The sequence below is a fragment of the Kribbella deserti genome (assembly GCF_042434725.1).
GTDB classification, from domain to species: Bacteria; Actinomycetota; Actinomycetes; order Propionibacteriales; family Kribbellaceae; genus Kribbella; species Kribbella deserti.
The window spans coordinates 75,456-99,553 of sequence record NZ_JBHLTC010000035.1 but is presented as its reverse complement, the minus strand read 5'-3'; the positions used below and the strand labels follow the sequence as shown (position 1 = coordinate 99,553).

At 67.3% G+C, this 24,098-nt stretch carries 22 protein-coding genes, 3 tRNA genes, 1 pseudogene and 1 riboswitch; of the genes and pseudogenes, 15 read left to right on the top strand and 11 right to left on the bottom strand.

Annotation, left to right across the window (positions count from 1 at the left end; genetic code table 11):
- Nucleotides 1-87 precede the first annotated feature (87 nt).
- Together ACFFGN_RS26040 and ACFFGN_RS26035 are read right to left on the bottom strand one after the other, a co-directional pair.
- Nucleotides 88-909, bottom strand: coding sequence for an ABC transporter permease (locus ACFFGN_RS26040; protein ID WP_380052479.1), 822 nt, complete (start codon nt 907-909; stop codon nt 88-90).
- Between the two features lie 36 nt (nt 910-945).
- The gene (locus ACFFGN_RS26035) at nt 946-1,836 is read right to left on the bottom strand and encodes an ABC transporter ATP-binding protein (protein WP_380052477.1); all 891 of its coding nucleotides are present in this window, start codon (nt 1,834-1,836) and stop codon (nt 946-948) included.
- Between the two features lie 142 nt (nt 1,837-1,978).
- Here ACFFGN_RS26035 and ACFFGN_RS26030 point away from each other — a divergent pair, with 142 nt between their 5' ends.
- Together ACFFGN_RS26030 and ACFFGN_RS26025 are read left to right on the top strand one after the other, a co-directional pair.
- Entirely contained in the window at nt 1,979-3,250 is a 1,272-nt protein-coding gene (locus tag ACFFGN_RS26030; protein ID WP_380052475.1) for a sensor histidine kinase, read from the top strand.
- Nucleotides 3,247-3,900: a response regulator gene (locus tag ACFFGN_RS26025; protein WP_380052473.1), complete on the top strand. Its 654-nt coding sequence runs from the start codon at nt 3,247-3,249 to the stop codon at nt 3,898-3,900. Before ACFFGN_RS26030 ends, ACFFGN_RS26025 begins: the two co-directional genes overlap by 4 nt.
- 112 nt (nt 3,901-4,012) lie before the next feature.
- On the opposite strand, the gene ACFFGN_RS26020 is transcribed toward ACFFGN_RS26025, so the two are convergent.
- Both ACFFGN_RS26020 and ACFFGN_RS26015 read right to left on the bottom strand, forming a co-directional pair.
- The gene (locus ACFFGN_RS26020; protein WP_380052471.1) at nt 4,013-4,855 is read right to left on the bottom strand and encodes a C40 family peptidase; all 843 of its coding nucleotides are present in this window, start codon (nt 4,853-4,855) and stop codon (nt 4,013-4,015) included.
- Nucleotides 4,855-5,045: riboswitch (cyclic di-AMP (ydaO/yuaA leader) on the bottom strand. Its footprint overlaps the gene before it by 1 nt.
- Nucleotides 5,046-5,413: 368 nt before the next feature.
- Nucleotides 5,414-5,911, bottom strand: coding sequence for a hypothetical protein (locus tag ACFFGN_RS26015; RefSeq protein WP_380052469.1), 498 nt, complete (start codon nt 5,909-5,911; stop codon nt 5,414-5,416).
- 112 nt (nt 5,912-6,023) lie between these two features.
- Here ACFFGN_RS26015 and ACFFGN_RS26010 point away from each other — a divergent pair, with 112 nt between their 5' ends.
- The gene (locus ACFFGN_RS26010; protein ID WP_380052467.1) at nt 6,024-6,704 is read left to right on the top strand and encodes a response regulator transcription factor; all 681 of its coding nucleotides are present in this window, start codon (nt 6,024-6,026) and stop codon (nt 6,702-6,704) included.
- Nucleotides 6,701-7,984: a HAMP domain-containing sensor histidine kinase gene (locus ACFFGN_RS26005; protein ID WP_380052465.1), complete on the top strand. Its 1,284-nt coding sequence runs from the start codon at nt 6,701-6,703 to the stop codon at nt 7,982-7,984. The genes ACFFGN_RS26010 and ACFFGN_RS26005 overlap by 4 nt, the downstream gene beginning before the upstream one ends.
- 168 nt (nt 7,985-8,152) lie before the next feature.
- On the opposite strand, the gene ACFFGN_RS26000 is transcribed toward ACFFGN_RS26005, so the two are convergent.
- Nucleotides 8,153-8,821 carry a hypothetical protein gene (locus tag ACFFGN_RS26000; RefSeq protein WP_380052463.1) on the bottom strand — a complete coding sequence of 223 codons (669 nt, stop codon included), beginning with the start codon at nt 8,819-8,821 and terminating at the stop codon, nt 8,153-8,155.
- Nucleotides 8,822-8,997: 176 nt separating this feature from the next.
- On the opposite strand from ACFFGN_RS26000, the gene ACFFGN_RS25995 reads away from it, so the two are divergent.
- A complete protein-coding gene (locus ACFFGN_RS25995) occupies nt 8,998-9,696 on the top strand; it encodes a bleomycin resistance protein (protein WP_380052461.1) in 699 nt (232 codons plus the stop codon).
- A 369-nt stretch (nt 9,697-10,065) separates the two neighbouring features.
- Here ACFFGN_RS25995 and ACFFGN_RS25990 read toward each other — a convergent pair whose 3' ends face one another.
- On the bottom strand, nt 10,066-11,055 hold the full coding sequence (locus tag ACFFGN_RS25990) for an NAD-dependent epimerase/dehydratase family protein (RefSeq protein ID WP_380052459.1): 990 nt from the start codon (nt 11,053-11,055) through the stop codon (nt 10,066-10,068).
- 58 nt (nt 11,056-11,113) lie between these two features.
- Nucleotides 11,114-12,004, bottom strand: coding sequence for a LysR family transcriptional regulator (locus ACFFGN_RS25985; protein ID WP_380052457.1), 891 nt, complete (start codon nt 12,002-12,004; stop codon nt 11,114-11,116).
- A 70-nt stretch (nt 12,005-12,074) separates the two neighbouring features.
- Here ACFFGN_RS25985 and ACFFGN_RS25980 point away from each other — a divergent pair, with 70 nt between their 5' ends.
- The 3 genes and pseudogenes from ACFFGN_RS25980 (at nt 12,075) to ACFFGN_RS25975 (ending at nt 14,142) form a co-directional block, all read left to right on the top strand.
- Complete coding sequence (locus ACFFGN_RS25980; protein ID WP_380052455.1) at nt 12,075-13,001, top strand: dihydrodipicolinate synthase family protein; 927 nt, start codon at nt 12,075-12,077, stop codon at nt 12,999-13,001.
- Nucleotides 12,967-13,077, top strand: a pseudogene (locus ACFFGN_RS36105) (DUF8730 family Cys-rich protein); the annotation flags it as partial. The gene ACFFGN_RS25980 and the pseudogene ACFFGN_RS36105, both read left to right, overlap by 35 nt.
- A 255-nt stretch (nt 13,078-13,332) precedes the next feature.
- Nucleotides 13,333-14,142: a hypothetical protein gene (locus tag ACFFGN_RS25975; protein WP_380052453.1), complete on the top strand. Its 810-nt coding sequence runs from the start codon at nt 13,333-13,335 to the stop codon at nt 14,140-14,142.
- A gap of 77 nt (nt 14,143-14,219) precedes the next feature.
- Here ACFFGN_RS25975 and ACFFGN_RS25970 read toward each other — a convergent pair whose 3' ends face one another.
- Nucleotides 14,220-15,707, bottom strand: a complete 1,488-nt coding sequence (locus ACFFGN_RS25970; RefSeq protein WP_380052451.1) for an MFS transporter — start codon at nt 15,705-15,707, stop codon at nt 14,220-14,222.
- A gap of 54 nt (nt 15,708-15,761) precedes the next feature.
- Here ACFFGN_RS25970 and soxR point away from each other — a divergent pair, with 54 nt between their 5' ends.
- From soxR to ACFFGN_RS25955, 3 genes are all read left to right on the top strand, one after another.
- Nucleotides 15,762-16,220, top strand: coding sequence for a redox-sensitive transcriptional activator SoxR (gene soxR / locus ACFFGN_RS25965; RefSeq protein WP_380052447.1), 459 nt, complete (start codon nt 15,762-15,764; stop codon nt 16,218-16,220).
- A gap of 101 nt (nt 16,221-16,321) precedes the next feature.
- Nucleotides 16,322-16,738: a hypothetical protein gene (locus tag ACFFGN_RS25960; protein ID WP_380052445.1), complete on the top strand. Its 417-nt coding sequence runs from the start codon at nt 16,322-16,324 to the stop codon at nt 16,736-16,738.
- Between the two features lie 534 nt (nt 16,739-17,272).
- Nucleotides 17,273-18,454 carry a Fic family protein gene (locus ACFFGN_RS25955; protein WP_380052443.1) on the top strand — a complete coding sequence of 394 codons (1,182 nt, stop codon included), beginning with the start codon at nt 17,273-17,275 and terminating at the stop codon, nt 18,452-18,454.
- A 579-nt stretch (nt 18,455-19,033) separates the two neighbouring features.
- Here ACFFGN_RS25955 and ACFFGN_RS25950 read toward each other — a convergent pair.
- The 3 genes from ACFFGN_RS25950 to ACFFGN_RS25940 form a co-directional block, all read right to left on the bottom strand.
- Nucleotides 19,034-19,106 (bottom strand) — tRNA-Phe (locus ACFFGN_RS25950).
- Between the two features lie 49 nt (nt 19,107-19,155).
- Nucleotides 19,156-19,232, bottom strand: a tRNA-Asp gene (locus tag ACFFGN_RS25945).
- 90 nt (nt 19,233-19,322) lie between these two features.
- Nucleotides 19,323-19,395, bottom strand: a tRNA-Glu gene (locus ACFFGN_RS25940).
- 200 nt (nt 19,396-19,595) lie between these two features.
- On the opposite strand from ACFFGN_RS25940, the gene ACFFGN_RS25935 reads away from it, so the two are divergent.
- From ACFFGN_RS25935 to ACFFGN_RS25920, 4 genes are all read left to right on the top strand, one after another.
- Complete coding sequence (locus ACFFGN_RS25935) at nt 19,596-19,937, top strand: metallopeptidase family protein (RefSeq protein ID WP_380052758.1); 342 nt, start codon at nt 19,596-19,598, stop codon at nt 19,935-19,937.
- Nucleotides 19,938-20,101: 164 nt separating this feature from the next.
- On the top strand, nt 20,102-20,869 hold the full coding sequence (locus ACFFGN_RS25930) for a GNAT family N-acetyltransferase (protein WP_380052441.1): 768 nt from the start codon (nt 20,102-20,104) through the stop codon (nt 20,867-20,869).
- A 1-nt stretch (nt 20,870) separates the two neighbouring features.
- The gene (locus ACFFGN_RS25925; RefSeq protein ID WP_380052439.1) at nt 20,871-22,439 is read left to right on the top strand and encodes a DUF885 domain-containing protein; all 1,569 of its coding nucleotides are present in this window, start codon (nt 20,871-20,873) and stop codon (nt 22,437-22,439) included.
- 1 nt (nt 22,440) lies between these two features.
- A complete protein-coding gene (locus ACFFGN_RS25920; protein WP_380052437.1) occupies nt 22,441-24,075 on the top strand; it encodes an FGGY-family carbohydrate kinase in 1,635 nt (544 codons plus the stop codon).
- Nucleotides 24,076-24,098 lie beyond the last annotated feature (23 nt).

Sequence of the window (24,098 nt, the reverse complement as noted above, 5' to 3'; positions counted from 1 at the left end):
CACCCCGCCCCCTCTCCGGGCCCTGCGGAAAGCCGGAAAGACCCGGCTGGTCCCCTCAAACCAGCCGGGCCCTCCGTGTTCAGGGGGTCATTTGACCTCGCGACGTGAGCTTGCCCACAGTCCCGCCACGATCGGCAGCACGATCCAGACTGTGAGCGCGGTGAGCGTCTCGGGCAGCATGCCGTTCAGGTCGCGCTCGGAGATTCGGCCGAAGGCGCCGAAGACGTCCAGCCACTGCGCGTTGTCCTTGAACAGGGCCGGTCCGGCCAGCGACCAGGCGGTCGGCGCGATGAAGTAGACCACGATGGCGATCGCGGTGTTGGCCAGTACGGCACCGAAGGCGGCGGCCATCACAACGTTCAGCGCGGCCGTCAGGTACATGCCGGCCAGCAGGCCGCCCAGTCCGGTGAAGGTGCTGCCGTCACCGTTGATCGCGCCGCCCAGCGGGATGGCGGCGAGCGCCAGCAAGGTGACCACGGTGAATACGACGACGCTGAGCACGATCGCCGAAACGAACTTGGCGAGCTGGACCCGGATCCGGCGTGGCGACAGCGTGAAGGTGGTCAGCGCGGTTCGCTGGGTCCACTCGCTGGTCATCGCCATCACACCGATCACCGGCAGCAACAGCATCACGCCGGTCGAGGCCGGCCCGATGAAGAACTCGGGGGTGATGCGGCCGGGCTCCAGGTGGGTCAGCTGCCAGGTGATCGCGGCCAGGGCCAGCGCCACGATGGCGAGGATCAGCACCCGGCCGCTGCGGGTGTTGACCGACTTACGCAGCTCGGTCCGGACCAGCAGCAGGAAGGACTGGCCGCGCACCGGCGGCAGGTCGGCGGCCTCGGCGCGGTGCCGCGCGGTGACGCCGGTCTCGGCCATACCGGCCGGGCGATTCATTTCGGTGACGCTCATGTGGCTTTGCTCCTGGCAGTCGAAGAAGAAGGGGGATCAGGCGGCGAGCTGGTCGGCCGGGCCGGTGAGCTGGAAGAACAGGTCCTCGAGCCCGGCGCCGTCGCTGTCGCGCAGCTCGATCAGAATCTGGCCGGCGGCGTAGGCCGCGCGGCCGACCTCCTCGGCCGTGGCTTCGACGCGCAGACCGCCATCGGCGACCGGCTCCACCGCGTATCCGGCGGCGACGAGCGCCGCCCGCAGGGCGACCGGGTCGAGACCGCGCACGAGCGTGCCCTGTCCGGCCAGCAGTTCGCCCAGCGAGCCGTTGGCAACGATGCGGCCGCCACCGATCACGACCAGCCGATCGACGGTCGCCTGCACCTCGCCCAGCAGGTGGCTGGACAGTACGACGGTGCCGCCGCGGGAGGCGAAGTCCTGGAGCAGCCCGCGCATCCAGCGAATACCCTCCGGGTCCATGCCGTTGGCGGGCTCGTCGAGAATCAGGATGGCCGGATCACCGAGCAACGCGGCGGCGATACCGAGGCGCTGGCGCATACCGAGCGAGTACTGCCCGACGCGCTTCTTCGCGGCCGCGGTCAGGCCGACCGCCTCGAGCATTTCGTCGGCACGTTTGGCCGGAACACCGAGCAGGCCCGAGTTCAGCAGCAGCGTCTCCCGGCCGGTGCGACCCGGGTGCTGGGCGGCGGCGTCCAGCATCACACCGACGACCCGGCCCGGGTTGGGCAGTTCGGCGTACCGACGGCCGGCGATGGTCGCCGTACCGGACGTGGGCGGGGTCAGTCCTGTCAGCATCCGCAGGGTGGTGGACTTGCCCGCGCCGTTCGGGCCGAGGAAGCCGGTCACACTGCCGGGCTCCACGGTGAAGGACACGTCGTTGACGGCCGTGTGGCTGCCGTAGCGCTTGCTCAGGTTCTCGACGGTGATCATGACCAGAACTCTGCCGGTCCGCAGGGGGTCGGCACATCGACCAACCGGCTGTTCCCACCCCCTACGAAAGTCGTGCGAACACACCCGCAGACCGAGACCTATGGGGGACGTCTGGCCTGCACGAGCGACTTAGGGTGGTCAAGTGGAACGTCTGCGGCGCTGGTATGCCTGGTTCCGTCGCCACGGACCGCGGCTACGGGACCTGATCTTCATTGGCTTCAGCCTGCTCTACACGCTGGCTCAGGCCATGTCGCAAGGTGGCGCGCAGTCGAGCATCACGTTCGTGGTCGGCATCGCGGCCTCGCTCGCGTTGTGGTGGCGGCGCAAGTATCCCGTCGCGGTGACGTTCGTCGCGATCGTTGCCCAGGCCACCACAATGGTTTTCGCGCCGCTGGGCTTCGCCTTGTTCACGTTGGCGATTCGCCGCCGCGACACCGTGCTCGCGCTCACCAGCCTCGCCGCGTATGCCGCGTATGTGCTGGGGTACGGCCCGGAGAACGGGCGGAACGAGCTGGCCGTGCTGTTCGTGACCGGCCCGTTCGTGGTGGGACTGTGGGTTGCCGCGGGCGCCTATATCGGTGCGAGGCGGGATCTGATGGCCTCGTTGCGGGATCGAGCCGAGCGGGCCGAGTCCGAGCGGGAGCTGCGCGCCGAACAGGCCCGGCTGGGAGAGAGGGCCCGGATCGCGCAGGAGATGCACGACGTACTCGCGCACAAGGTTTCGCTGATCGCCTTGCACGCGGGTGGTCTGGAGGTGAATCCGGGAGTTGGTCCGGAGAAGGTGGAGAGTTCCGCGGGCCTCATCCGCGAGACCGCCCGGCAGGCGATGGAGGACCTGCGCGAGGTTCTCGGCGTACTGCGCACGGACGTGAGCGCTGATGGCGCGGACCTGGCACCGGTCCCGGCTGCGACGGATCTGAGCCGGCTGGTCGACGCGTCCCGGGCCGCCGGGGTGAACGTTTCGGCCCGGATCGAGTTGCCCGCCGAAGTGCCCGCAGCGCTCGGCCGGACCGTGTACCGGATCGTGCAGGAGTCGTTGACCAACGTGCACAAGCACGCCCGTGGTGCCGCAACCGAGGTCCTGGTCACGCCGGAACGGCAGCAGATCGTGGTCCGGGTGGCGAACCTCCGGCCGGTCGCGTCCGGTGCGCTGCTGCCGGGTTCCGGCGCCGGCCTGGTCGGCCTGCGGGAGCGGGTCAACCTGGTTGGTGGCGCGCTCATGGCCGGGCCCACGGTTGACGGCGGTTGGCAGGTCGAGGCCCGCCTGCCATGGACGCCCGCACCTCCCGACCCCAGCGCGGCGCCGGCCGATCCCACCGCGGCGCAGACCGGTCCCGCCGCGGCGCCGGAGCACGGCGAGGCGGCGGCCGATAGACCTGATGAAACCGAGGGAGAGAACAAGGTGGCACAGTGACGCGACTGCTCATCGTCGATGACGAGGCACTGGTCCGGGCCGGACTGAAGATGATCCTCGAATCGGCCGACGACCTGGAGGTGGTCGCCGAGGCGGGTGACGGCGCGGACGCGGTCGACATGGTCCGCAAGCACCAGCCGGACGTCGTACTGATGGACATCCGGATGCCGCGGCTCGACGGGCTGGCCGCCACTCGGGACGTGCAGGCGTTGCCGGATCCGCCCAAGGTGGTCGTACTGACGACGTTCGATCTGGACGACTACGTGTTCCGGGCGTTGCAGGCCGGGGCGAGCGGATTCCTGCTGAAGGACACTCCGCCACGCGAGCTGGTCCAGGCCGTTCGGGTTGTCGCGGCGGGAGACGCGATGCTCTCGCCCGCCGTGACCCGTCGCCTGATCGGGCATTTCGCGGCCAACGGCCGGAACGACCGGCAGCGATCGGCGGCTGAGCGCCTCACCGCGCTGACCGATCGCGAGCGCGAGGTCCTCGCCGCCGTCGGCCGGGGTTTGTCGAACGCCGATATCGGGCGGGAGCTGTTCATGAGCGAGGCCACCGTGAAGGCCCACGTTTCGCGTGTGCTGGTGAAGCTCAACGCGACGAATCGGGTCCAGGTCGCCATCCTCGCCCACGAGGCCGGCCTGCTCGACTGAGCCTAGACGTGCGAAACCGGTCGTACGGGCCGCTGGAGGGGTGGGGGCAGCGTTGTACGACCGGTTTCGGGGTCAGCGTCGTCGCACGAGGCGAGGGCTGACGGGCTGGAACTTACGCGCGACCGAAGGCGACGCGCGAGCTCCAGATCTTCGACTTGGCAACCGGCGAACCCGGCTTGGAGGAGTGCCAGAGCATGTTGCCGCCGGCGTAGATGCCGACGTGGTACACCCGGCCGGAGCTGTTCTTGAAGAACACCAGGTCACCCGGCTTCGCGGCGCTGCGCGAAAGGTGCTTGGTGGCCGAGTACTGGGCGCGAGAGGTGCGAGGCACCTTCTTGCCGGCCTTCTTGTACACGTAACCGGTGTAGCCCGAGCAGTCGAAGCCGTTGGGCGTCGTGCCGCCGTAGCGGTACGGGGTGCCACGCAGCTTGTAGGCCTCCCGCAGAACGCGATTGTGGAAGGTGGTGCTGCCGGTGGACTTCTTCTTGATCGGGTGCTTGGCGATGTAGAACAGCGAACCCCAGGTCCGCTTGTTCATCGTGCCCGTACGGGGCAGCTTCACCGCGCGCTGGAAGTCGCTGACCGCGGTGCGGGTCTTGGCGCCGTACCAGCTGGTCATCGGGATGCGCAGGCGGTACTGCACGTACTTGACCGCGCTGCCGGAGTCGCCGTAGCGAAGGGCCGGCTTGGTCTTGATCGGCATGCTGCCGCGGGTCTTGGCCGCGGAGGAGGTTGCGGCGTCCGCGGTCTGCGGCGTGCCGGCGAGGCTGAGAGCTGCGCCGCCGCTGACCGCGAGGCCGACCGAAAGGGTCATGGCGGCTGCGGCGCGAGGTGCGGTGGCGGGCTTGGTCTTACGGTGCTTGGCCAGGGCGCGACCGATCGGTCGGGTGCTGGCCTCGCTACTGATCGGACTCTGGGCGCGCGAAAGCGACGTCCGTCGGGCAGTGACGGGCATGGTTGTCTCCCGACGCCTGCGGAGTTAGCTGTCGGGTTCGGGCTGGAAAACTTCGCCCGGTCGCTCCCGCGACTTCACCCCAGGGTCTCCGACCAACTGGTCTCGGACCCAACTTCCTGGGTCCCCCACTCCCGCCAGTAGTTGTTTGAGGGGAGCATGCACGCCCTGGCGGGACTCGGCGTTGACGCACATGCAGTTCGACGAATTCGGCGAACCGTCGACGACTGTATAACAGAACGGTCACGACGCAAACCCACCTGTCCACAGAAGGCCACACAAAAGCCTCTGAACGCCCCTGTGGCGGCTTTGCACCGCGGGGTGAACACCAGGTGTCCTGAGCGCGCCTGAGCGCCTCTCAGGCGGGCAAGCAGCGGTTTTCTGTGACCCCAGTCACAATCGGCGATTCAGCCCGGTCGCTCCCTGTGACAACGGCCACAAAGCGTGTCCGTCGACCTGGCTGACGCGGCAGCCGAACTAGCTGCGCAGTCAGCCGCTGTGCGTGATCCGCGCCTGTGGATAACTCTGCGTTCAGAGCCGGTTACAGCTTCGCGGCGCGCTTCAGTCGTCCGAATCGTCGGCGCGGACCTCGGGCGTGAACACCGGCTGGCCGCCGCGGCATTTGACCCGGACCTTGACGTCCGAGGCCGGTCCTTCGAACTCGACCTCCACCTCGGCGGCGGGTCCGCGCCGTACGTCGTCGTCGACCTGCCAGCCTGCCGCCGGCGCCCAGCTCTGAAGACCGGCCTGGTCGTTCGTGCAGTAGGCGAGCACCGAGTTGCCCAGGTGCTGGAAAGGCACGGCCTTGGCCGGGACGGCCGATGGCGACGACGGCCGGCCAGTGGACGGGCCAGGGGTGGACGGGCCGGGGCTGGTCGGGGCAGGTGTGGTCCGGGTCGCGAGGGCCTTGCTCACCTCGGGACCCGTCAGCGGCTTGTCGCCACTTGCGCCCGCGCCGGGCAGGCCTGGGCCGGCGAATGAGACGGCGAGCAGGCCGATTCCGGTGGCAGCCAGTACCGCCACCGTCCAGAAACCCACCAGCAGCAGAGGTCGTCGCATGGTCGCCAGTCTGCCGCCTCCCGCGCTAAGCGGAGGCTAAGACAAGGCCAAGCCTGGGCCGGGACGTCGCGTCTGCCGCCCGCTCGGGTGATCGCCCGGTTACGTTGGGCGGGTGGCGCAGCTACTGGTTATCGAGGACGACGCACGGATCCGTACGGCGCTGCTCCGGGCGCTGACCGATCTCGGCCACGCGGTGAGTTCCGCGCCGACGGCCATGGCGGGCCTGCAGCAGGCCATCGACGGCCGGCCCGATCTCGTCGTACTCGATCTGGGCCTGCCCGACCTCGACGGCAGCGAGTTGTTGCGGATGTTGCGCGCGGTCAGCCGGGTTCCGGTGATCGTCGCGACCGCCCGCGATGACGACCCCTCGATGGTGGCGGCGCTGGACGCGGGCGCCGACGATTACGTGGTCAAGCCGTACAGCGCGATTCAGCTGGACGCGCGGATTCGGGCGGTACTGCGCCGGGCCGCCGATACGGAGGTGGCGGAGACCCCGGTCGAGGTGGGCCGCCTGGTGATCCGGCCGCGGGGCCGTACGGTCGAGCTGGACGGCGTACCGGTGGATCTGACGCCGAAGGAGTTCGACTTGCTGGCGTTCTTGGCGGCCAGGGCGGGCGAGGTGGTTACCAAGAAGGAGCTGCTGACCGAGGTCTGGCGCCAGCCGTACGGTGGTTCCGACAAGACCGTCGACGTCCACCTGTCCTGGCTACGGCGCAAGCTCGGCGAATCCGCACAAGAGCCGCGGTACCTCCATACAGTGCGCGGTGTCGGTGTGAAGCTGCTAGCGCCATGAGACGGCAGATCCTCGTTCTGGTGGCGGCGACGACCACGCTGGTGCTGGTGGCGTTCCTGGTCCCACTGGCACTCGTGATCCGTCAGGTCGCGGCCGACCGGGCCATCTCGGCCGCGCGCCAGCAGATCGAGCCACTCGTCGCCATCACCGGTACGGCGACTCCCGGGCAGCTCGAAACGATGACACTGGCCATCGACGCCGACTCGCCTGAGCGGCCGGTGTCGATCTACCTGCCGGACGGCACGATCCTCGGCTCGCAGGTCCCGCCGACAGAGCGGGTGACGCTCGCCCAGCAGCCGCGATCCTTCTCCTATAAAACAGACAACGGCATCGAGCTGTACGTCGGTGTGGCAGTCGGCGCGCCCCAGGCGACGGTCATCCGCGTGTTCGTCCCGACCTCCGGACTGACCGCGGGAGTCCGGCAAGTCTGGCTGATCCTCGCCGGGCTCGGTCTGGTCCTCCTGGCCGTGGCAATCCTCGTCGCGGACCGCCTTGCCACCTCTCTATTGAGGCCCGTACGGCGACTCGCGGACACCGCCTCCCGTTTGGAGGCAGGGGATCTGACCGCTCGCGCGGAAGTGACGGGCCCGCGCGAACTCCGTGAAGTAGGTGGCGCGCTCGACCGGTTGGCCGCGCGGATCAACGAGCTGCTGGTCGCCGAACGCGAGCGAGTCGCGGATATCTCGCACCGCCTTCGTACTCCGCTCACGGCCTTGCGCCTGGAGGCTGGTTCATTGCGCGACCCGGAAGAACGAGCCGGCCTCGGCGCCACCGCGGAAGAGCTGCGCCGAGTGGTCGACGACGTGATCGCCGCCGCCCGGCTACCGATGCGCGAGGCCGTCTCGGTCGAATGCGAGGCGGTCGCGGCGGTCCGGGCCCGGGCCGAGTTCTGGAAGGTGCTGGCCGATGACCAGGACCGCGAGCTGACGATCGACCTGCCGGCCGGGCCGATCCCGGTCCGCCTGGCCAAGGCCGAACTCGACTCGGCGGTCGACGCCCTGCTCGGCAACGTCTTCGCGCACACTCCGGATGGAGCGCCGATCGCCATCAGCGTGACGCCCGAACCAGGTAGTGGTTGCCGCCTGGTGGTCGGCGACGGCGGCCCGGGTCTGCCCGACGCGGACCTGGTCGCGCGCGGCGAAAGCGGAGCGGGCTCAACCGGCCTAGGCCTCGACATCGCCCGCCGAGCCGCCGAATCCTCCGGCGGCCACCTCACCCCAGGTCGTTCCCCCTTGGGCGGCGCCCAGCTAACCCTCACCCTCGGCCCACCCCTTTCCTGACCCCGTCCCGCATCCGGCTTCCGGGCCCGCAGAAGTCCGGTCAGCAGGGGTTTGTGTTCATTCGACGGGATGCGGCTTAGATACCGGCCGTATTCCGACGAATGAACGCATGAGAAGAGGCCCGGGCGAGGTGAGGGAGCCTCGGCCGGGCCTGCTTCTGGGGGAGGGTCAGCGGTCGGCGCGGTCCTCGGCGGCGTCGAGGGCCTCGCACTCGCGGGCGTCATCGCCGTACTTGGCCTCGCACTGGTCTTCCGCGGCCTCGGCCTGACGCTCGGCCCGGCTGTCGTCGTCGCGCTCGACGCCATTCACGTCGCGGTCGTCGCCGGCCTCGGTCCGGTCATCGCGATCGACCCGGCCGTCGTTGTCATCGCCCGGCGCCACCTGGCCATCGCGGGCATCGCCGGCCTCGTCCCGGTCATCCCGGTCGCCGTCGTCGCTGTCGTCGCTGTCGTCCGAGGCTTCTGCGCGGTCGTTGTTGTCGTCGGAGTTGTGCCGGCCGTTCGCCTGGTCGTTGGCCCGGTCGGCGCGTTCCTCCGCCGCGTCCAGGGCGGCGCACTCGCGGGCGTCGTCGCCGTACTTGAGCTCGCAGGCCGCCAGTTCCTGCTCGGCCTTACGCTCCGCCAGGCTGTCGTCATCGACCGACGGACTGGCCGACGGATTGGCCGACGGGCTGGGGGAGCTGGCGGGGCTGGGCGACGGGGAACTGGTGGTGATGGCCGAGGGCGAGGCGCCGTTGTCCAGGGCCCGGCCGAGTGCCGGGGTGGCCAGGCCCAGCGTCAGGCCGGCCACCGCCATCGTGCTGATTCCGGCGAGGGCGAGCTTGCTGCGCTTCGTCATGGTCTTCTCCTTGTTCGGTGCATCTCCTGACACCCATGACGATGTCGCGCCGCCCCTCAAGCCCACACCCGCCGAACGCTAAGCCGAGGTTAAAGCCCTCAGGCCGTTGCCCCAGGCATTCAGGGCAGCGAGTAAAGCCGACGCCGAGAAACTTCGGACACTGTACGCTGTTTAGCGTGAGTTCAGTCAGTGAGCGAACGATCCCGATCCTGCCCTGCCGCGATCTCGACGACGTGGTGCCCTTCTATACGGCCCTCGGTTTCACCGTCACCTATCGCCAGGCTCGCCCGAATCCGTATCTCTGCCTGCGGCGCGGCGGTATCGACCTGCATTTCGCCGGCATAGCCGAGTTCGATCCGGAGAGCTCGCTCGGCAACGTGCTCGTGGTCGTGCCCGATATCGGCGCCCTGTACGACGAATTCGCCGCTGGGTTGCGCGCGGCGTACGGCAAACTGCCGATGAGCGGGTTGCCGCGGATCACCCGGCCGCGCCGCAAGCAGGGCACCACCGGCGGCTTCTCGGTCGTCGATCCCGGTGGCAACTGGCTGCGGGTCACCTCCGCGGGTGAGACCGAGGAGAACGAGGCTCCGGCCGGGCGGCTCGACCGGGTGCTGCTCAATGCGGCCCGCCAAGGTGACGCGCGGGGCAACGTTCCAGCGGCCATCACCGTGTTGGAGGCGGGCCTGACTCGCCATCTGGACGCCTCCGCGGCCGAGCGCCTGCCCGTACTCGTTTATCTGGCCGAGCTCCACCATCGCGCCGGTGATTCAGTCCGGGCGCTGGAGACCCTCGCTGCCATCGATGCGCTCGATCTCACCGGCGCGGACGCCGATCTCGCCGCGGTCGACGAACTCCGCGCTCAACTGGCCCGCTGACGTCCTGTCGTTGGCAACGTTGCCTTCGGTTGGCGCAACGACACTGGTTAGTACCGGAATGCCAGGTGGACTACTCGCGGTTCAGTGCATGAATGACGTAGCCAACGGGCACCTGTCCGCACAGGAGAGGGTGTCCGCTCGAGCGTTGCTCTCTCCAGGCCCCGGCGTTGAGGCAACAGCGTTCGGGGCCGACCCATGTCCAGGTGGTTTCCCGTCGGGTTCCCGAAGCGACCGCCACGGCGCGAAGTGGGCCCGGAAGGCAAAGGGAACGGCCCGTCCTCGGGCCCCGGGGGGAGGTGGGCTCAAGGAGGACGGGCCGTGTCCCGACAACGGTGCCATATCGCGCGTCCGCGTGGGGTCAAATGATCGTTAAGACGACAACAGCACCCGCGCCTCGACCTCGGGATCCAGCCCGGTCGCCGATCGAACCGTCCGGGCCGGCTGTCCGGTGGGCCCTTGCATCCACGCCCAGGTGTCGCGAATCGTCTCCGCCACCGGCCGAATCGTCAGGCCGGCGGCCAACGCCTTCGAGACATCCGCGTTGTGCAGCGCGTCGTAGCTGGGTCCGGGTTCGACCCAGATCGGTAGCTGGGCCCAGCCCTCGATGCCTGCGGCAAGGATTACATCGGGTTCAGTCCAGCGCAGCTCCGCGTCCGATCCCGTCACCTCGACGCAGGTCTCGAGGATCTCGCCAATGGTCGTGTACGCCGGTGGGCTGACCACGTTGTACGCGCCGCCTTGTCCACGCACGGCCTGATCCAGCGTCCAGGCGGCGAGATCCCGGGCGTCGATGTACTGGATGCCGAGGTCGCGCGGGCCCGGTGCCAGTACGGGACCGCCCTTGGTGATGCGGCGCAACCACCAGGGCAACCGGTCGACGTTCTCCCAGGGCCCGAGGATGAGCCCGGCCCGGACCAGCAGGCCTCGATCACCGAAGGCCCGTTCCACCGCGATCTCCCCGCCGCGCTTGGCCCGGCCGTAGTCGACGTCCCCGTCGGTCGGATCGGCCTCTACCAGCGGGAAGTCCTCAGCGGCTCCGGAAGGCGGCGGCCATTCGTACACCCCTCGGGTCGACACGTACGCGTAGAACCCGGCGCGATCGGCTAGGAGCCGCGTACTCGCGTCAACCGCTCTAGGACTCTGGGACCAGGCGTCGACGACTATGTCCCACTGGCCATCCTTCAAGGCGCCTAGGCCTTCGTCGGTGGTTCGATCGCCGACTAGTGCGGTTACACCCTTTGGCGGGTTCGGGTCGGTGGTACCTCGGTTGAGTACAGTGACGTCCCACCCGCGGGCTAGCGCGTCTTCGACAACGGCCCGGCCCACGAACGCCGTACCGCCTAGCATCAGCAGTCTCATGCCCCCACCCTGCCGTGCGGTTAGGCCGGGTCAAAGCCCTCCTGCTGACAGCAGAACGCTAGTGCGCCAGGTACGTCGCAGTCGCGGCCTGAACCGCTAGAACGAAGGCGGCGATCGCAGGATGGCTGGAAGCACCTTGCCGGTAGGCGATCTTCGTATGGCGCCTAGTGGCCAGTGGGATCAGGTGCACGCCGGGAGGGGCTTGAGCCGTTGCTAGTTGCGGTACGAGCGATACGCCCTGGCCAGCGGCTACAAGCGCTAGTACGGCGTCGAAGTCGTCCGCGTGGTGCCGAACGCGTGGGCTGAACCCGGCTGCTCGACACACCTGCAGGGTTACGGCGTGGCAGACCGTTCCAGGCGTACCGACGATCCAGTCGGCGTTCCGGGTGGTTCCGATCGGGTCGTCGTCACTGCCGGTGGAACGCGTTGCCAGGAAGACGGTTTCGTCCAGCAGGGGAACCGCGTCGACGGTCCGGTCCGGTTCCACGGGCATGATGTCGTAGTCGTGAACCAGCGCCACGTCGAGCCGTCGTTCGCGCAACGCCTCCGGCACGGCGACCGGATCGAGCTCGGCCACCATCAACTCGAGTGCGGGATGGTCCCGCCCGAGCGCGACCAGCGCCGCTGGGAGCAACGTCCGTACGGCGGTCGGGAACGCGCCGATCCGCAACGGACCGGACAACTCGCCGCGAGCGTCGGCCAAGGCGGCGTCGGCACTTTCGAGCGCGGCCAGCACGGTTTCCGCATGCCGGACCAACACGACGCCCGCGGGAGTGAGGACCACCCGGCGGCCGGTACGTTCCAGCAGTGGCACACCCGCTTCGCGTTCGAGCACGGCCAACTGCTGCGAAACCGCCGACGGCGTATAGGTATGCGCCTTCGCCACGGCGGCGATCGTGCCGAGTTGGGCGAGATCGCGCAGGAGGCGGAGACGTCGTACATCCAGCATCAGTTCAGCTTACGTGTTGCCGTACAAAGCTGAACTGGAACTTCCGGGTCTGCCGGTTGAGGGTGGCTGCATGACGCTTTCCGGGTTGTACGTCCCTTTGATCACGCCGTTCGATTCCGACGGCACCGTGGCGCTCGACGCGCTGGAGGCCCTCGCGCATCGCCTGCTCGACGCGGGTGCGACTGGTCTGGTCGCGCTTGGAACCACCGCGGAGCCGACGGTGCTTTCCGCGCCCGAGCGGCACGCCGTACTCGACGTGATCGCGCGGGTCTGCGGTTCGCGCGGCGCGCAACTGGTGGTTGGCGCGGAAAGCCCGCAGGGATTGGCGGAACTGCGTGATCGCCCGGAGGTGGTCGCGGCGCAGATCCCGGTGCCGGCGTTCGTACGCCCGGGTGAGGATGGCGTGGTCGCGTACTTCACCCACCTGGCATCGATCAGCCCTGTGCCACTGGTGATCTACCACATCCCTTATCGCACCGGGCAGGCCTTGTCGCCCGCTTGCTTGCGCCGCCTGGCTGGCATCCCGGGTGTCATTGCGTTCAAGTACGCCGCGGGCGGGATCGACGCCGACACCATCGAACTGCTGGCCGACCCACGCCCCGGATTCGCCATCATGGGCGGGGATGACGTGGTCGTCTCGCCGTTGCTCGCGCTCGGCGCATCCGGCGCGATCCTGGCCTCCGCGCACCTGGCGACGTCCGATTTCGTGGCGCTGATCAACGCATGGCGATCCGGCGACGTTGCCCGTGCCAGGGCCCTTGGTCATCGTCTGGCTGCCATGTCCGCAAGGCTTTTCGCTGAACCCAACCCGACGGTTATCAAGGCCGTTTTGTACGCCGAAGGGCTGATCCCGACTCCGGCGGTCCGGTTGCCGCTCGTGGCAGCGAGTCCTGCTTCGGTTGAGGCGGCTCTCGCGTCGGTCGCCGGGCATACTCACAGCACCGACGTCGAGGGATCCCCACATGTGCCGAGCAGTGAAGTGCCGTCAATGCGGTAAGACCACCTGGGCCGGCTGCGGCCAGCACGTAGCCCAGGTCAAACAGGCGGTTCCGGCCGACCAGTGGTGCCCGGGGCACGCCAAATCCCCGGGCCTGCTAGCCCGCCTCTTCGGCCGCTAACCCCAACTGCGCGCGCCTGACGCCCGCCACTTTGTAGCAATATGATCTGCCACAACGAGAGGGGCTGCCTTGCCGGGAGTCGAACTACTTACGCAGCCACTGGTCACCGAAGCAGACTTCGCCGTCGGTTTCTCAGCCGTCGCCCTCGCAGGGATCAGCCTCATCTTGGCCGTTGGCTGGGTGAGGCGAGACCGGACCGCCGCTTCCGAAGTGGCGCGATACGTCCGACTGTCTTGGCTGCCTCCAGACCAGGCGTCGTACCACGAGGCGCTACGCCAAGAGCGACGCCGACTCAGTACCCGGCTGTACAGCGCACTTGGTGGGCTCGCCCTCGCCGGGCTGGTCCTCACGCTGCCGCTTCTGCTGAGTGAGCAGCGGGGCATCTTCGAGTCCAGCATGAGGTTGCAAGCGGCGCTCGCGGTCAGCTGGCTGGGGCTGCTCCTCAGCATCTGGCTCGGTCAGCTTCGCGAGGTTCGCCGCCGACGCAGCCTGGTGACGGCTCGGGCCGCTCAACTCCGGCCGCGCCGTTTCGCGGACTACCTCACGCCGATGGAGATCATCACCTCCGTTGTCCCGGCCGGCCTTGCTGTGTGGCCGGCCTTGCTGGCAATAGTCCTGCTTGATGCGGGTGACCAGGGTTTGGCGTGGTTGCTTTTCGCGGTGTCGCTGCTCCAGATGGTCTTCCTGCTGATGGTCGGCCTGCTGGCGCGTGCCGCCTTGCTGCTGCCATCTCTCGCGACCTCCGAGAGTCAGCTCCGGTGGGAAGAGGCCGAGCGTGCGCGCAATCTAAGGGATATCGCCCAGTTGGCGGCCCAGTTCGGAATGGGGTTCGGCGGGTTCTGGCCGTTCATGATTCAGCTGCAGGCGTCGTCGCCACTGCCTCTAGCCGTTTCAATGCTTACGACGCTCCTTTTCGGTCTGAGCACAGTGCCGCTGGCCTATCTGACCTACGCCAGCCACAACGCGGCAGCGGTCGGGAGATCCCAGCGCTCGTTCGTCGCACCCGGCGCCTTCCGTTAACCGTCGCCACCCCGCAAGGCAATCCGGCCACGCCGACTTGCTCCGCGAGCGCATCGACGGAGTCACGGGCGAATAGTTCACCGGCGGCCGAGAACAGCCAGGACGGCCGCAGCGGTCAACGCCGTCAGCACAGCTGCAACCAACGCGCTGATGCCGAAGCCGTTGGCAAAGGCGGAGCGGGCCGTTTCCAAGAGAGTCGCGGCTTCTCCAGGCGGGAGAGTCGCGGCGGCCGAGACCGCGCCGGTCAGCGTATCGCCGGATGGTCCGGTAACGCCGTCCATCTCCGCGCGGTAACCCGCGGTCAGGATGCTGCCCAGGATCGCGATGCCCAGCCCGCCGCCCAGTTGCGGAGCGGTCGAGGCGATCGCCGACGCCGCGCCGGCTCGTTCGGACGGAGCACTGCCGACCACGATGTCCGTGGCCAGCGCCATCATCGGTCCTAGCCCGGCGGACACGATGAACGTCGCGGCGACGAGAAAACCAAGCGGAGTGTCTGGTTCGACCTGAGCGAGCATCACGAAACCCGCGGTGGACAGCAGCATCCCGGCTCCGATGATCCGCCCAGCAGGCACCCGCCGTGCCAGCCGGCCCGCACCGAGTGAGCCGATGATCACGCCGAGAGCAGGCGGCGCCGTCCAGAGCCCGGCGGCCAGGGGATCAAGCCCGGCCACCAGTTGCAGGTACTGCGCAACCGAATAGTTCGTTCCCCAGAGCACGAAGATCCCGAAGACGAGTGCGAGCGTTGCCGTGGTGAACGCCCGTCCCGCGAAGAGCCGCAAGTCGATCATCGGATCGGCCAGCCCTCGTTGGCGGCGTACGAAGATCGTGGCGCAAACCAGCCCCGCCACGATTGCGACGTACGACGTCAGTCCCGGGCCAGCCGCGGCAACGTGCTTGAGCCCGTAGACGATGGCCAGCACAGCGCCGATCGAGAGAGCTGCGCTCGGCATATCCAGCCTGCGCGCGACGGAAGCCTTGTGCTCAGGCAATGTCAGCGGCCCAAACACAACGAACACCAGCATCAGGGGAATCGGCAGCAGGAATGCCGAGCCCCACCAGAAGTTGTCGAGCAGCCAGCCGCCGATGAGCGGCCCGATCGCCGTACCGGCCGAGACGGCGGCGACGACGATGCCGACCGCCTGCGTGCGCTGACGTGGCTCGGTGAACATCGCGACGGTAAGCGCCAGGACCGACGGCATGAGGGTGGCTCCGGCCACGCCGAGCAGGGCCCGTACGGCGACCAGGACCTCCGGATTCGGCGCGTACGCCGCGATCACGGAAAGCAGACTGAAGGCGATCGCCCCACCAAGCAGGAGCCGTCGCCTTCCGATTCGGTCGCCCAGCGTGCCCATCACCACGAGCGTGCCGGCGAGCAGGAACGCGTACCCGTCGACGATCCACAACAGCTGCGTACTAGACGCGCCGAGATCGCGGCCGATCGCGGGCAGCGCGAGATGGGTGATGGTCAGCTCAAGCGAGGCAAGCAGCGCCGGCAGCAGCAGTACGGCGAAGCCGAGCCACTCCCGTCGGCCCGCCAGCCGGGATTCGGTCAGTTCAGTGGTCATGCCGATATCCTCAAACCTCAGGTTAAGTCGAGGTCAAGCCCGTATATTCGTGCCATGCCCGAACCGACTGCCGAACTCACGATCGGCCAACTGGCCAAGCGCGCCGGGGTAACTGTCACGGCGCTGCACTTCTACGAGGAGCGCGACCTGATCCGGAGCCGCCGGACCAGCGGCAACCAACGCCGATTTCCCCGGCATACGCTGCGCCGGATCGCCTTCATCCGCGTCGCCCAGCGTGTGGGCATTTCCTTACGCGAGATCGGGTTGGCCCTGGCCGAGCTGCCGGCGGATGAGCCACCAACCCAAGCGGACTGGGAACGCCTCTCCACCAACTGGCGGGCCGACCTCGATCTGAGGATCGCCCAACTCATCCGCCTCCGCGACAAACTCACCGACTGCATCGGCTGCGGCTGCCTCTCCCTGGACCGCTGCCTCCTCCGCAACCGCGACGACAAACTAGCCACCACCGGCCCCGGCCCCCGCCGCCTCTGGATAGACCCACCCACTCAGTGACACCGTGCCGAGGCAACCAACTGGACGCTGACGCCGTTCCAAAACCCCAACTCGAGTACGTGAGGAGGAGCATGACTACCCCGCCCGAGTCACCTGCGTACGTGACTATTCGCGAGGGAATTGCCCTGCGCGAACAGGGCCGCTCGCCTGAAGCGAAGGCCCTGATGGAGCCCCTGGTCGCTGATGTCGAAGGTGGTGACGATGCGTTCGCCAAAGTCTTCCTTGCTCACTCGCTGGCTGACGTGCAGGAGGACCCCGAAGACGAACTCGCGTGGGACCTCCGAGCGCTCGCGTTCATGGATGAACTCACCGACCAACGAGCCATCGAAAGAGGCAATCCGGGCGGCAAGAACGCCCTCCTGCCGTCCCTTCATCTGAACTTGGCCGTGGACTACCGGCGCCTCGCTGACATGGCCAACGCTCGTCACCACTTTGAACTCGGGCAGACGTACCTGGACGCGCTCTCAGACGATGAGTACGGGAACAGCATCCGAAGTGCGTTCGCCGAGGGCCTCTGAAGTCGACGACCCGAAACCGTCGGATTGGGCCTCGTGCGGCGACGCGACGGTCTCGGTGCGCACGCGTGGAAAGAAAAATTCCCTCCCCGTATGCCGGAGAGGGTGCTGTGTGGTCAGGGGCGGTCTCGAACCGCCGACCTTCCGCTTTTCAGTTCGACAGCGGCCCATGTTGAAGCCGCCTACATTTCTGCTGGGCGTGGGGCTGTGCTCTTGGCGGTCGCAGGCCGTTGCGGTACTCGTTGCGGTAACGGCTGCGGTCCAGTGCTAGGAGCGATTGATCCAAGGGACCTGCCCCGGTTGAGCAGTGCGCGATCTTCTCTGTGCGCCCTGACTGTCGGGTCGCTCGTCGCGACAGGTCCTCAGGTGGGGATCTAACCTGGACTAGTATCGCTGTAAGTCCAGGTTAGATAGATAACCTGGACTTAACGACGAGGAGATCCAGGTTTGAGTCAGCAGATCACCGCAGTCTGGCAAGCCAATCCAGACGCCTACGGACCGCGCAAACACAGGCGTCCATGTGAGTACACAGCGTACGTGCCTGACCTGCTCAGCGCCCACGGGCTGGATTTCAGTGCTGAATTCGCGGCAGACATCGTCGACGCCGAACGCGCCCTGGCAGCCTTCGGCGGACCCGGCGAGCACCACCTGGAGCAACTGGCACGGTTCTTGCTGCGAGCTGAGGCCGTCGCATCGTCTAAGATCGAGGGCCTGCAGGTCAACAGCCGCCGGCTAGCCAGACATGAAGCGAGGTTGGCGGCCGGAGTGCAGGACAAAGACGCGACAGCCGACGCCGTTCTGGGCAACGTCAAAGCCATGAACCACGCGGTGCAGTCGGTTGCAGTGGCCGAGAGGGTCGAGGTAGAGGATCTTCTCGACATCCACCGGGCTCTCATGGAGCATTCGGACCAACCCGAGATCGCCGGTCTGATCAGAACCAAGCAGAACTGGATCGGTGGCAACAACTTCAATCCCTGCCAGGCGGCCTTCGTGCCGCCGCCACCGGAGTACGTCGAAGCATTACTCGAGGATCTGTGCGCGTTCGTAAATCGCGACGATTTACCCGGCACGGTGCAGGCCGGATTGGCCCATGCGCAGTTCGAGACGATCCATCCCTTCGCGGACGGGAACGGCCGAACCGGTCGTGCCCTCATCCATGTCATCCTCAAGAGGCGAGGGCTGACAAGGGACTTCATCCCGCCGATCAGCCTTGCACTCGCGACTCGCGCCTCGGCATATGTCGACGGACTGTCCAGCTTCAGATACACAGGCCCCCCGGACGGACAAGCGGCGCTCGATGGTCTCCGTGACTGGCTGGATCTGTTCCTGACTGCAACCCGGCGAGCCACCGCCGACGCAGCCGCCCTGCAAAAAAGTCTGGGGGATCTCGAATTGGATTGGCGAGCCAAACTCAACCCTCGCAAAGGCAGCGCGGCCGAACGTCTGCTTCCCGAGTTGATCGGGCATCCAGTGATCACCGCAGAAGACGTCATGCAATTGACCGGGGCGAGCAGATCCGCTGCGTTCGCGGCCATGGAAAGCTATGTCGAGGCCGGAATCCTTCAGCCAATCGGCAATCAGCGGCGCTCACGTCTCTATGAGGCTCCGAAGGTGTTCGGGATCCTCACCGACTATGAGCGAGCGTCCGCCACCGAGTCAGGCAACACCCGGGGTGAGCAGCCTAAGCGCGCGGTTCCTTATCGACAGAACCATTCGTGAGTGGGGTAGCTGTTGCGGTCTCAGGAGCGGTCGAGGGCTCGCTTCGCCAGCGGCCCAACTTTTGTCACCCGGGCGGACCATCCCGGCCGGGTACCAGGTTCAAGCCAGGCGATGGGCCGTTCGCGAAGCCGGATCTCCGCTCTGATTCCAGGTCCATCCGCCGCCACCGGACGCCCACCGCGCTCGACGCCACAGGCTCGCCTATGTCATCTCCTGATGTGAGCTCCGCTGGGTTGCGGAACGGCATCTCGGCACCGTTCTGTCATGGTCGTTCGAGCGGGTCAGGGCCATAGTCGTACAACCACACGTCGCTGACTATTGCGTCTTCGTCCAGGAGGTACGCGTAAGCCACAGCATCGTCATCCTCCACGATGACGCGCAGTTCTCATGATCGAACCCCTGCAGGAAGCCCACCGCTGCCACCTTCCGCAAGCCACTACGTCAGTGCTGACTGCCCGTCGTCGGGAGGTCATGCGCGACGCGCATATACGGTCAACCGTCCGCAGAAAATCGGCGGACGTTGCGGTACTCACCGATGTGTTGGCGGTTCTCCGATGGAGAAACCGCAGGTCAGAAGTGTGGTCAGGGGCGGTCTCGAACCGCCGACCTTCCGCTTTTCAGGCGGACGCTCTACCAGCTGAGCTACCTGACCGGGAGAGAAATGATGGCGGCGGTGTGTTTCCACTCCGCCGCCACTCTCCTGGCGACCCAGACGGGACTCGAACCCGCGACCTCCGCCGTGACAGGGCGGCACGCTAACCAACTGCGCTACTGGGCCAGGCTGCGCGACGATGGTACACCATCTTTCGCGCCGTTCTCACCACACTTACTGCTTGTACATCCTTGCACATTCACACGTTTCCGAGCGTATCCCCAACGGGATTCGAACCCGCGTTACCGCCTTGAAAGGGCAGCGTCCTAGGCCACTAGACGATGGGGACTCGGACCCGCGGGAGCCGAAGCTCCTGCATCAGGGACAGCCGTTAGCTTAGAGGATTCTCGGCCCAGCACCAAAACGAGATCCCTGGCGCTCGGACGGACCGCCTGCGACAGGCGGAAGCGGCCACTCGGAGGACGCTGCGCGCGATGTTCTGGAGGGGCCCGATTACCGGGGGAGGCCTAGGCTGGGGTGGTGATCGAGATGAGCCGGCCGGAGTTCGAGGTGCTGGTCGCGGAGGCGCTGGATCAGGTGCCGCCGGAGCTGGCCGCGATGATCGACAACGTGGCGATTTTTGTCGAAGACGAGGCGCCGGAGAAGGATCCGCATCTGCTCGGGATCTACGAGGGCATTCCGTTGACCGAGCGTGGTCAGTACTACGACGGGGTGTTGCCGGATCGGATCACGATCTTCCGCAATCCGACCTTGGCGATCTGCGACACGGTCGAGGATGTGATCGATGAGGTGAACATCACCGTCGTTCATGAGATCGCCCATCACTTCGGCATCGATGACGCCCGGCTGCACGAACTCGGCTACGGCTGAGCCCTCGCCGCCTCACCTCTGCCAAAGCGACACGACCGTCGTGCGTGGGTGGATGGCAACCGTCGGCGGCGGCTGGATCACCTCCTGTGACGAGCTGTCCAGGTCGCCCATGGCGGGGTATGAATTGGGAGGTGGAATGGGTGGAGACGCCGTAGCGTGCGGGTATGCACAGGGAGATCCGCGAGGTTGCGGCCGGCGCGGGGTGGCGGCGGTTCGAGGGCGCCGGGGGATCGGTGGAATTGCGCTCGGCCGGGTTCGACCGGGCCGTACGGCTCCAGGTGGATGCGGAGGACCCGGGCATCTGGATTTCCCTGCTCGAGTACGGCGTACAGCAGGCGCGGGCCGACGGCATGAACCTGGCGGTGAGCGTGGTCCGCGAGGACGACGTGGCGGCCGATCGCCTGGAGGGCGCCGGGTACACCGTTCGCTGGCGGTCTTGGGGCGCGGAACTGGTGCTGCCGGACGATCCCGACTGGAGCGCGTACGACGCGTTGATCCCGTCCGAGGTGGAAATTCGCGAGCTGGCTCCGGGAGATGCGGAGGCTGCCTACGAGATGTACGTCCGGGCGGCTGGGGATTTCCCTCGGACCCCCGCGACGGTGCATGAGACGCAGAGTGCGGCGGAGTTCGCCGCGATGGTGCGGGAGCAACGGGTCTTCGGGGCGATCGCGAACGGCCGCTGGCTGGGTATCACCGTCAGCACGCTCAAAGGCCGCGAGGTCGACACGTTCATCACTGCGACTGATCCGGAATGGCGTGGCCAAGGGCTTGCCGCCGCGATCAAAGTGGTGATGATCCGGACGTTGTTCGCCGAGGGTGGCAGGGTGTTCCGGACCGGTGGTGCAGAGGTCAATCTGCCGATGCTGGCCGTGAACGCCAAGCTGGGTTACGTCCGCGAGCCCTGGTGGCTCACCTTCGGCAAGGAGATCTGACATGCACGCCCCGGGCAACAATCCTCATGCCGAGGGCAACGACGCAGATGCCCCTGGCAATAATCAATACGCCGAGGGCAACGAAGTGGCGAGGCGGGTAACCGGGCTGATGGATGCTGCCTGGGAGCGTGCACTAGAGCGCGACCCGGTGACGGCGAACCGCCTCGGCCGTACCGTCGAACACCTCCCTGTCGGCTCGCCCGAAGAGATCGCTAGTGCCGTCGCTCAAGCACGGAAGGCCCTTGCGGACCTGTCGGAAGTGGACCTCGCCACGGCGGACCGCGAGACCCGGATCGCGGCGGGCTTCCTGCAAGACCACCTTGAGCAAGAGGTTGCCGAGGAAGATCGTCACTGGTACCGATTCGGCGTAACGCCGTACTACTCCATGCAGCTGGGGTTCTACCGCAGCGATCTGCCGCACCTCGCCGGCAACTACGTTCAGGTGGTCGAGCAACTAGCGCGCAACCTCGACGAACAACGCGCGCGCGGCATCCGGATCCCCTCCTGGGCCTGCGGCATCGTCATCGACACCATGCGTTCCTATGCGGCCGCAACCCCGGAGATCAAGGCCTTCGACAAGATCCTGGATGGCCTGCAACAAGATGCTGACAGCAACAACAGCGACGTAGGGATCGGCCAGTACGACGGAGGCGCCGCCGCCTACGAAGGCCTGATCCGCCTGCACACCGGGCTCGACCTCACGGCGGAAGAGGTGCACCGCATCGGTCTCGCCGAGGTGGAGCGCCTGACCGGGCAAATTGCCCAAGAGCTGCAGCTTACCGACGAAGAGGCCTATCGGCGGCAGCTGGCGAACGATCCCGCCTCGTACGCGAAGGATTCCGCCGACCTGGAACGGCGATACCAGGCGCACCTCGATCGGCTCTCCGGCGTACTGGACGAGGTGTTTGAGAAGTTGCCCGAGGCTCCTTTCGCGATTCGTCAACTGGATGACGGGCTTGCGGGTGGTCTGACGTACGGGTATTACGAACCACCGGGTGCTGACGGCGTTGGGTACTACCATTACAACGGTTCCGATCTTGCGAACAGGCCGTTGATCCAGGCGGCGAGTGTGATGTTCCACGAGGGCCTGCCCGGGCATCACTTGCAGCTCGGGCGCCAACTGGAGAACAAGGCGTTGCATCCGCTGCGGCGGGAACAACTTGAGCTGCCGACGTTTGCCATCGCCGGGTACCACGAGGGCTGGGCGGAATACGCCGCCGGGTTGTGCAAGGAGCTCGGGCTCTACCCGGATCCGATCGACCACTACGGCCGGTTGTCGGCTGAGCGGTTCCACGCGGCCCGGCTGGTGGTCGATACCGGTCTGAATGTCCTTGGCTGGAGTCGCGAACAGGCGGGGGACTACCTGGCGCGGGCGGGGTTCCTGTCGCCGGTTGAGGTTGAGTCCGAGATCCTGCGGTACGCCGTGGACGATCCGGGCCAGGCACTCGCGTACCACTTGGGGCATTGGCACTTGAAGCAGCTACGGGCCGGCGCCGGTGGTGACTTGAAGCAGTTCCACGAGGCGATTCTCGCGGACGGGCCGCTGCCGCTCCGGCTGCTGAGCGTGTGACGTGGGCTGGCTCGGCATCGACGTCGGCACCACCAACACCAAGGTCACCCTCGGCGATCGCACCCTGACCTGCCCGACACCGAACGACCCGGCTCTGCTGGTCAGCCGCGTCCTCGGCCTCATCAGCGAGATCACCGAACCCCCTCCCCGCGAGTGGACGCGTGCAGGCGGGTCCACTCGCGGAGGTGGTGCGGACGCGTCCACTCGTGGCGGGAGTGCGGAGGCGTCTGTTCGGGGAGAGGGTGGGGAGGGCGCGACTTGTGGGGGAAGGGGTGGAGCGGGTGCTCGGGGGGCGGGGGAGGCACGGCCGGGGGTCGTGATTGAGGGTGTGGGGATTGCGGGGATGGCTGAGACGGGGGCTGCGTTTGATGCCGATGGGCGAGCCGTTACCCCGCTGATCAGTTGGCGGGATCAGCCTGGCGTTGAGCAGGTCCAGGAGTTGGCCGAGCAGGTCGGTGCCGCCGAGTTTTTCGCTCGTACCGGGCTGCGGCTGAGCGCGAAGTTGCCGATTGTGACGTGGCGTTGGCTTGGCGCCAGGATGAACGGCGCTCGCTGGATGGGGGCGGCGGACCTCATCCTTTACGCGTTGACCGGGACGTACGCGACCCACCTCACGCACGCGCAACGACTCGGCGTACTCGATCTGAGGTCGAAAACCTGGCATGCCGAGTTGCTCGAATTCGCGAAAATCCGACCGGATCAGCTCCCCGTTATCGCTGATCCGATGACGGTCACGGGCCGGGTCCGGCCGGGCGTCGCGGGACTTCGCGAAGGTACGCCGGTTGTTCTCGCTGGGCATGATCACCTGGTTGCCGCGTGGGCGGCGGGCGTTCGCCAACCAGGTCAGGTCGCCGACTCGATGGGTACTTCGGAGGCCATCGTCACCCCGAGCGCCGAGCCGGTCGTGGACGAGCGCCTCCGTCGGCAAGGCATCAGCTCCGGCTGGTACGTCGACGGCCGCCACGGCTGCGCCATCTCCGGCCACGGCGCCGCGGGCGGACTCGTCGCGGAGCGCCTGGCCTCGTTCAGCAAGGGCAAGGAGTATGACTGGCTGGCATGGGCCTTGCAGGACGATTTGCCGGGTGAGCTTGTTGCGCCGTATCCGGCTGGCAGGCAGGCGCCCGAGCCGGATCCTCGCAGCAGGTACGACGCCACGCGGCCAGTGGTCGACGAGGAAGTCGAGATCCGCGCGCTGATCGACGGGCTCGCGATGCACGCGCGGTGGATGGCCGAGACGCAGACGGCGTTGCTCGGCATCGACTGGCGGGAGACCGTCGCCTTCGGTGGTCCGACCGCGATCGACGGCTGGATGCGGCGGAAGGCGCTGGCCTCGGCGCCGCGGCCGTTCTTCGTCGCCACCACCACGGCCGCCGCCGGCGCCGCCCTGATCGCCGCCGAACTCGCAGGCGCCGAACTACGCCGCCCCGAACCACGCGCCGCCGAAGAACGCCGCGCCGAACCACCCGGCGCTGAGCGGTCTACGCACCCGCGCGTCCGGGTACCGGTCGATCCCGCCGTCGCCGCGCACTGGGATGGCGGTCACTGGCATCGATTTCATAGGCTTGCTACCGAACCACCCGCACCGACGGAACTCCCACCGGCAGAACCACCACACCGAACCACCGGCACCGACTAGAACCACCCACAAAGAGCTCACCT

Excerpts from the sequence above, each read along its gene's own strand:
- ACFFGN_RS25985 (WP_380052457.1), bottom strand. The coding sequence starts at position 12,004 with ATGCTGGATGTACGACGTCTCCGCCTCCTGCGCGATCTCGCCCAACTC.
- ACFFGN_RS25925 (WP_380052439.1), top strand. The coding sequence starts at position 20,871 with ATGCACGCCCCGGGCAACAATCCTCATGCCGAGGGCAACGACGCAGAT.
- ACFFGN_RS26005 (WP_380052465.1), top strand. The coding sequence starts at position 6,701 with ATGAGACGGCAGATCCTCGTTCTGGTGGCGGCGACGACCACGCTGGTG.
- ACFFGN_RS26015 (WP_380052469.1), bottom strand. The coding sequence starts at position 5,911 with ATGCGACGACCTCTGCTGCTGGTGGGTTTCTGGACGGTGGCGGTACTG.
- ACFFGN_RS25980 (WP_380052455.1), top strand. The coding sequence starts at position 12,075 with ATGACGCTTTCCGGGTTGTACGTCCCTTTGATCACGCCGTTCGATTCC.
- ACFFGN_RS26020 (WP_380052471.1), bottom strand. The coding sequence starts at position 4,855 with ATGCCCGTCACTGCCCGACGGACGTCGCTTTCGCGCGCCCAGAGTCCG.
- ACFFGN_RS26035 (WP_380052477.1), bottom strand. The coding sequence starts at position 1,836 with ATGATCACCGTCGAGAACCTGAGCAAGCGCTACGGCAGCCACACGGCC.
- ACFFGN_RS25970 (WP_380052451.1), bottom strand. The coding sequence starts at position 15,707 with ATGACCACTGAACTGACCGAATCCCGGCTGGCGGGCCGACGGGAGTGG.
- ACFFGN_RS25935 (WP_380052758.1), top strand. The coding sequence starts at position 19,596 with ATGAGCCGGCCGGAGTTCGAGGTGCTGGTCGCGGAGGCGCTGGATCAG.
- ACFFGN_RS25990 (WP_380052459.1), bottom strand. The coding sequence starts at position 11,055 with ATGAGACTGCTGATGCTAGGCGGTACGGCGTTCGTGGGCCGGGCCGTT.
- ACFFGN_RS26000 (WP_380052463.1), bottom strand. The coding sequence starts at position 8,821 with ATGACGAAGCGCAGCAAGCTCGCCCTCGCCGGAATCAGCACGATGGCG.
- ACFFGN_RS26040 (WP_380052479.1), bottom strand. The coding sequence starts at position 909 with ATGAGCGTCACCGAAATGAATCGCCCGGCCGGTATGGCCGAGACCGGC.
- soxR (WP_380052447.1), top strand. The coding sequence starts at position 15,762 with ATGCCCGAACCGACTGCCGAACTCACGATCGGCCAACTGGCCAAGCGC.
- ACFFGN_RS25930 (WP_380052441.1), top strand. The coding sequence starts at position 20,102 with ATGCACAGGGAGATCCGCGAGGTTGCGGCCGGCGCGGGGTGGCGGCGG.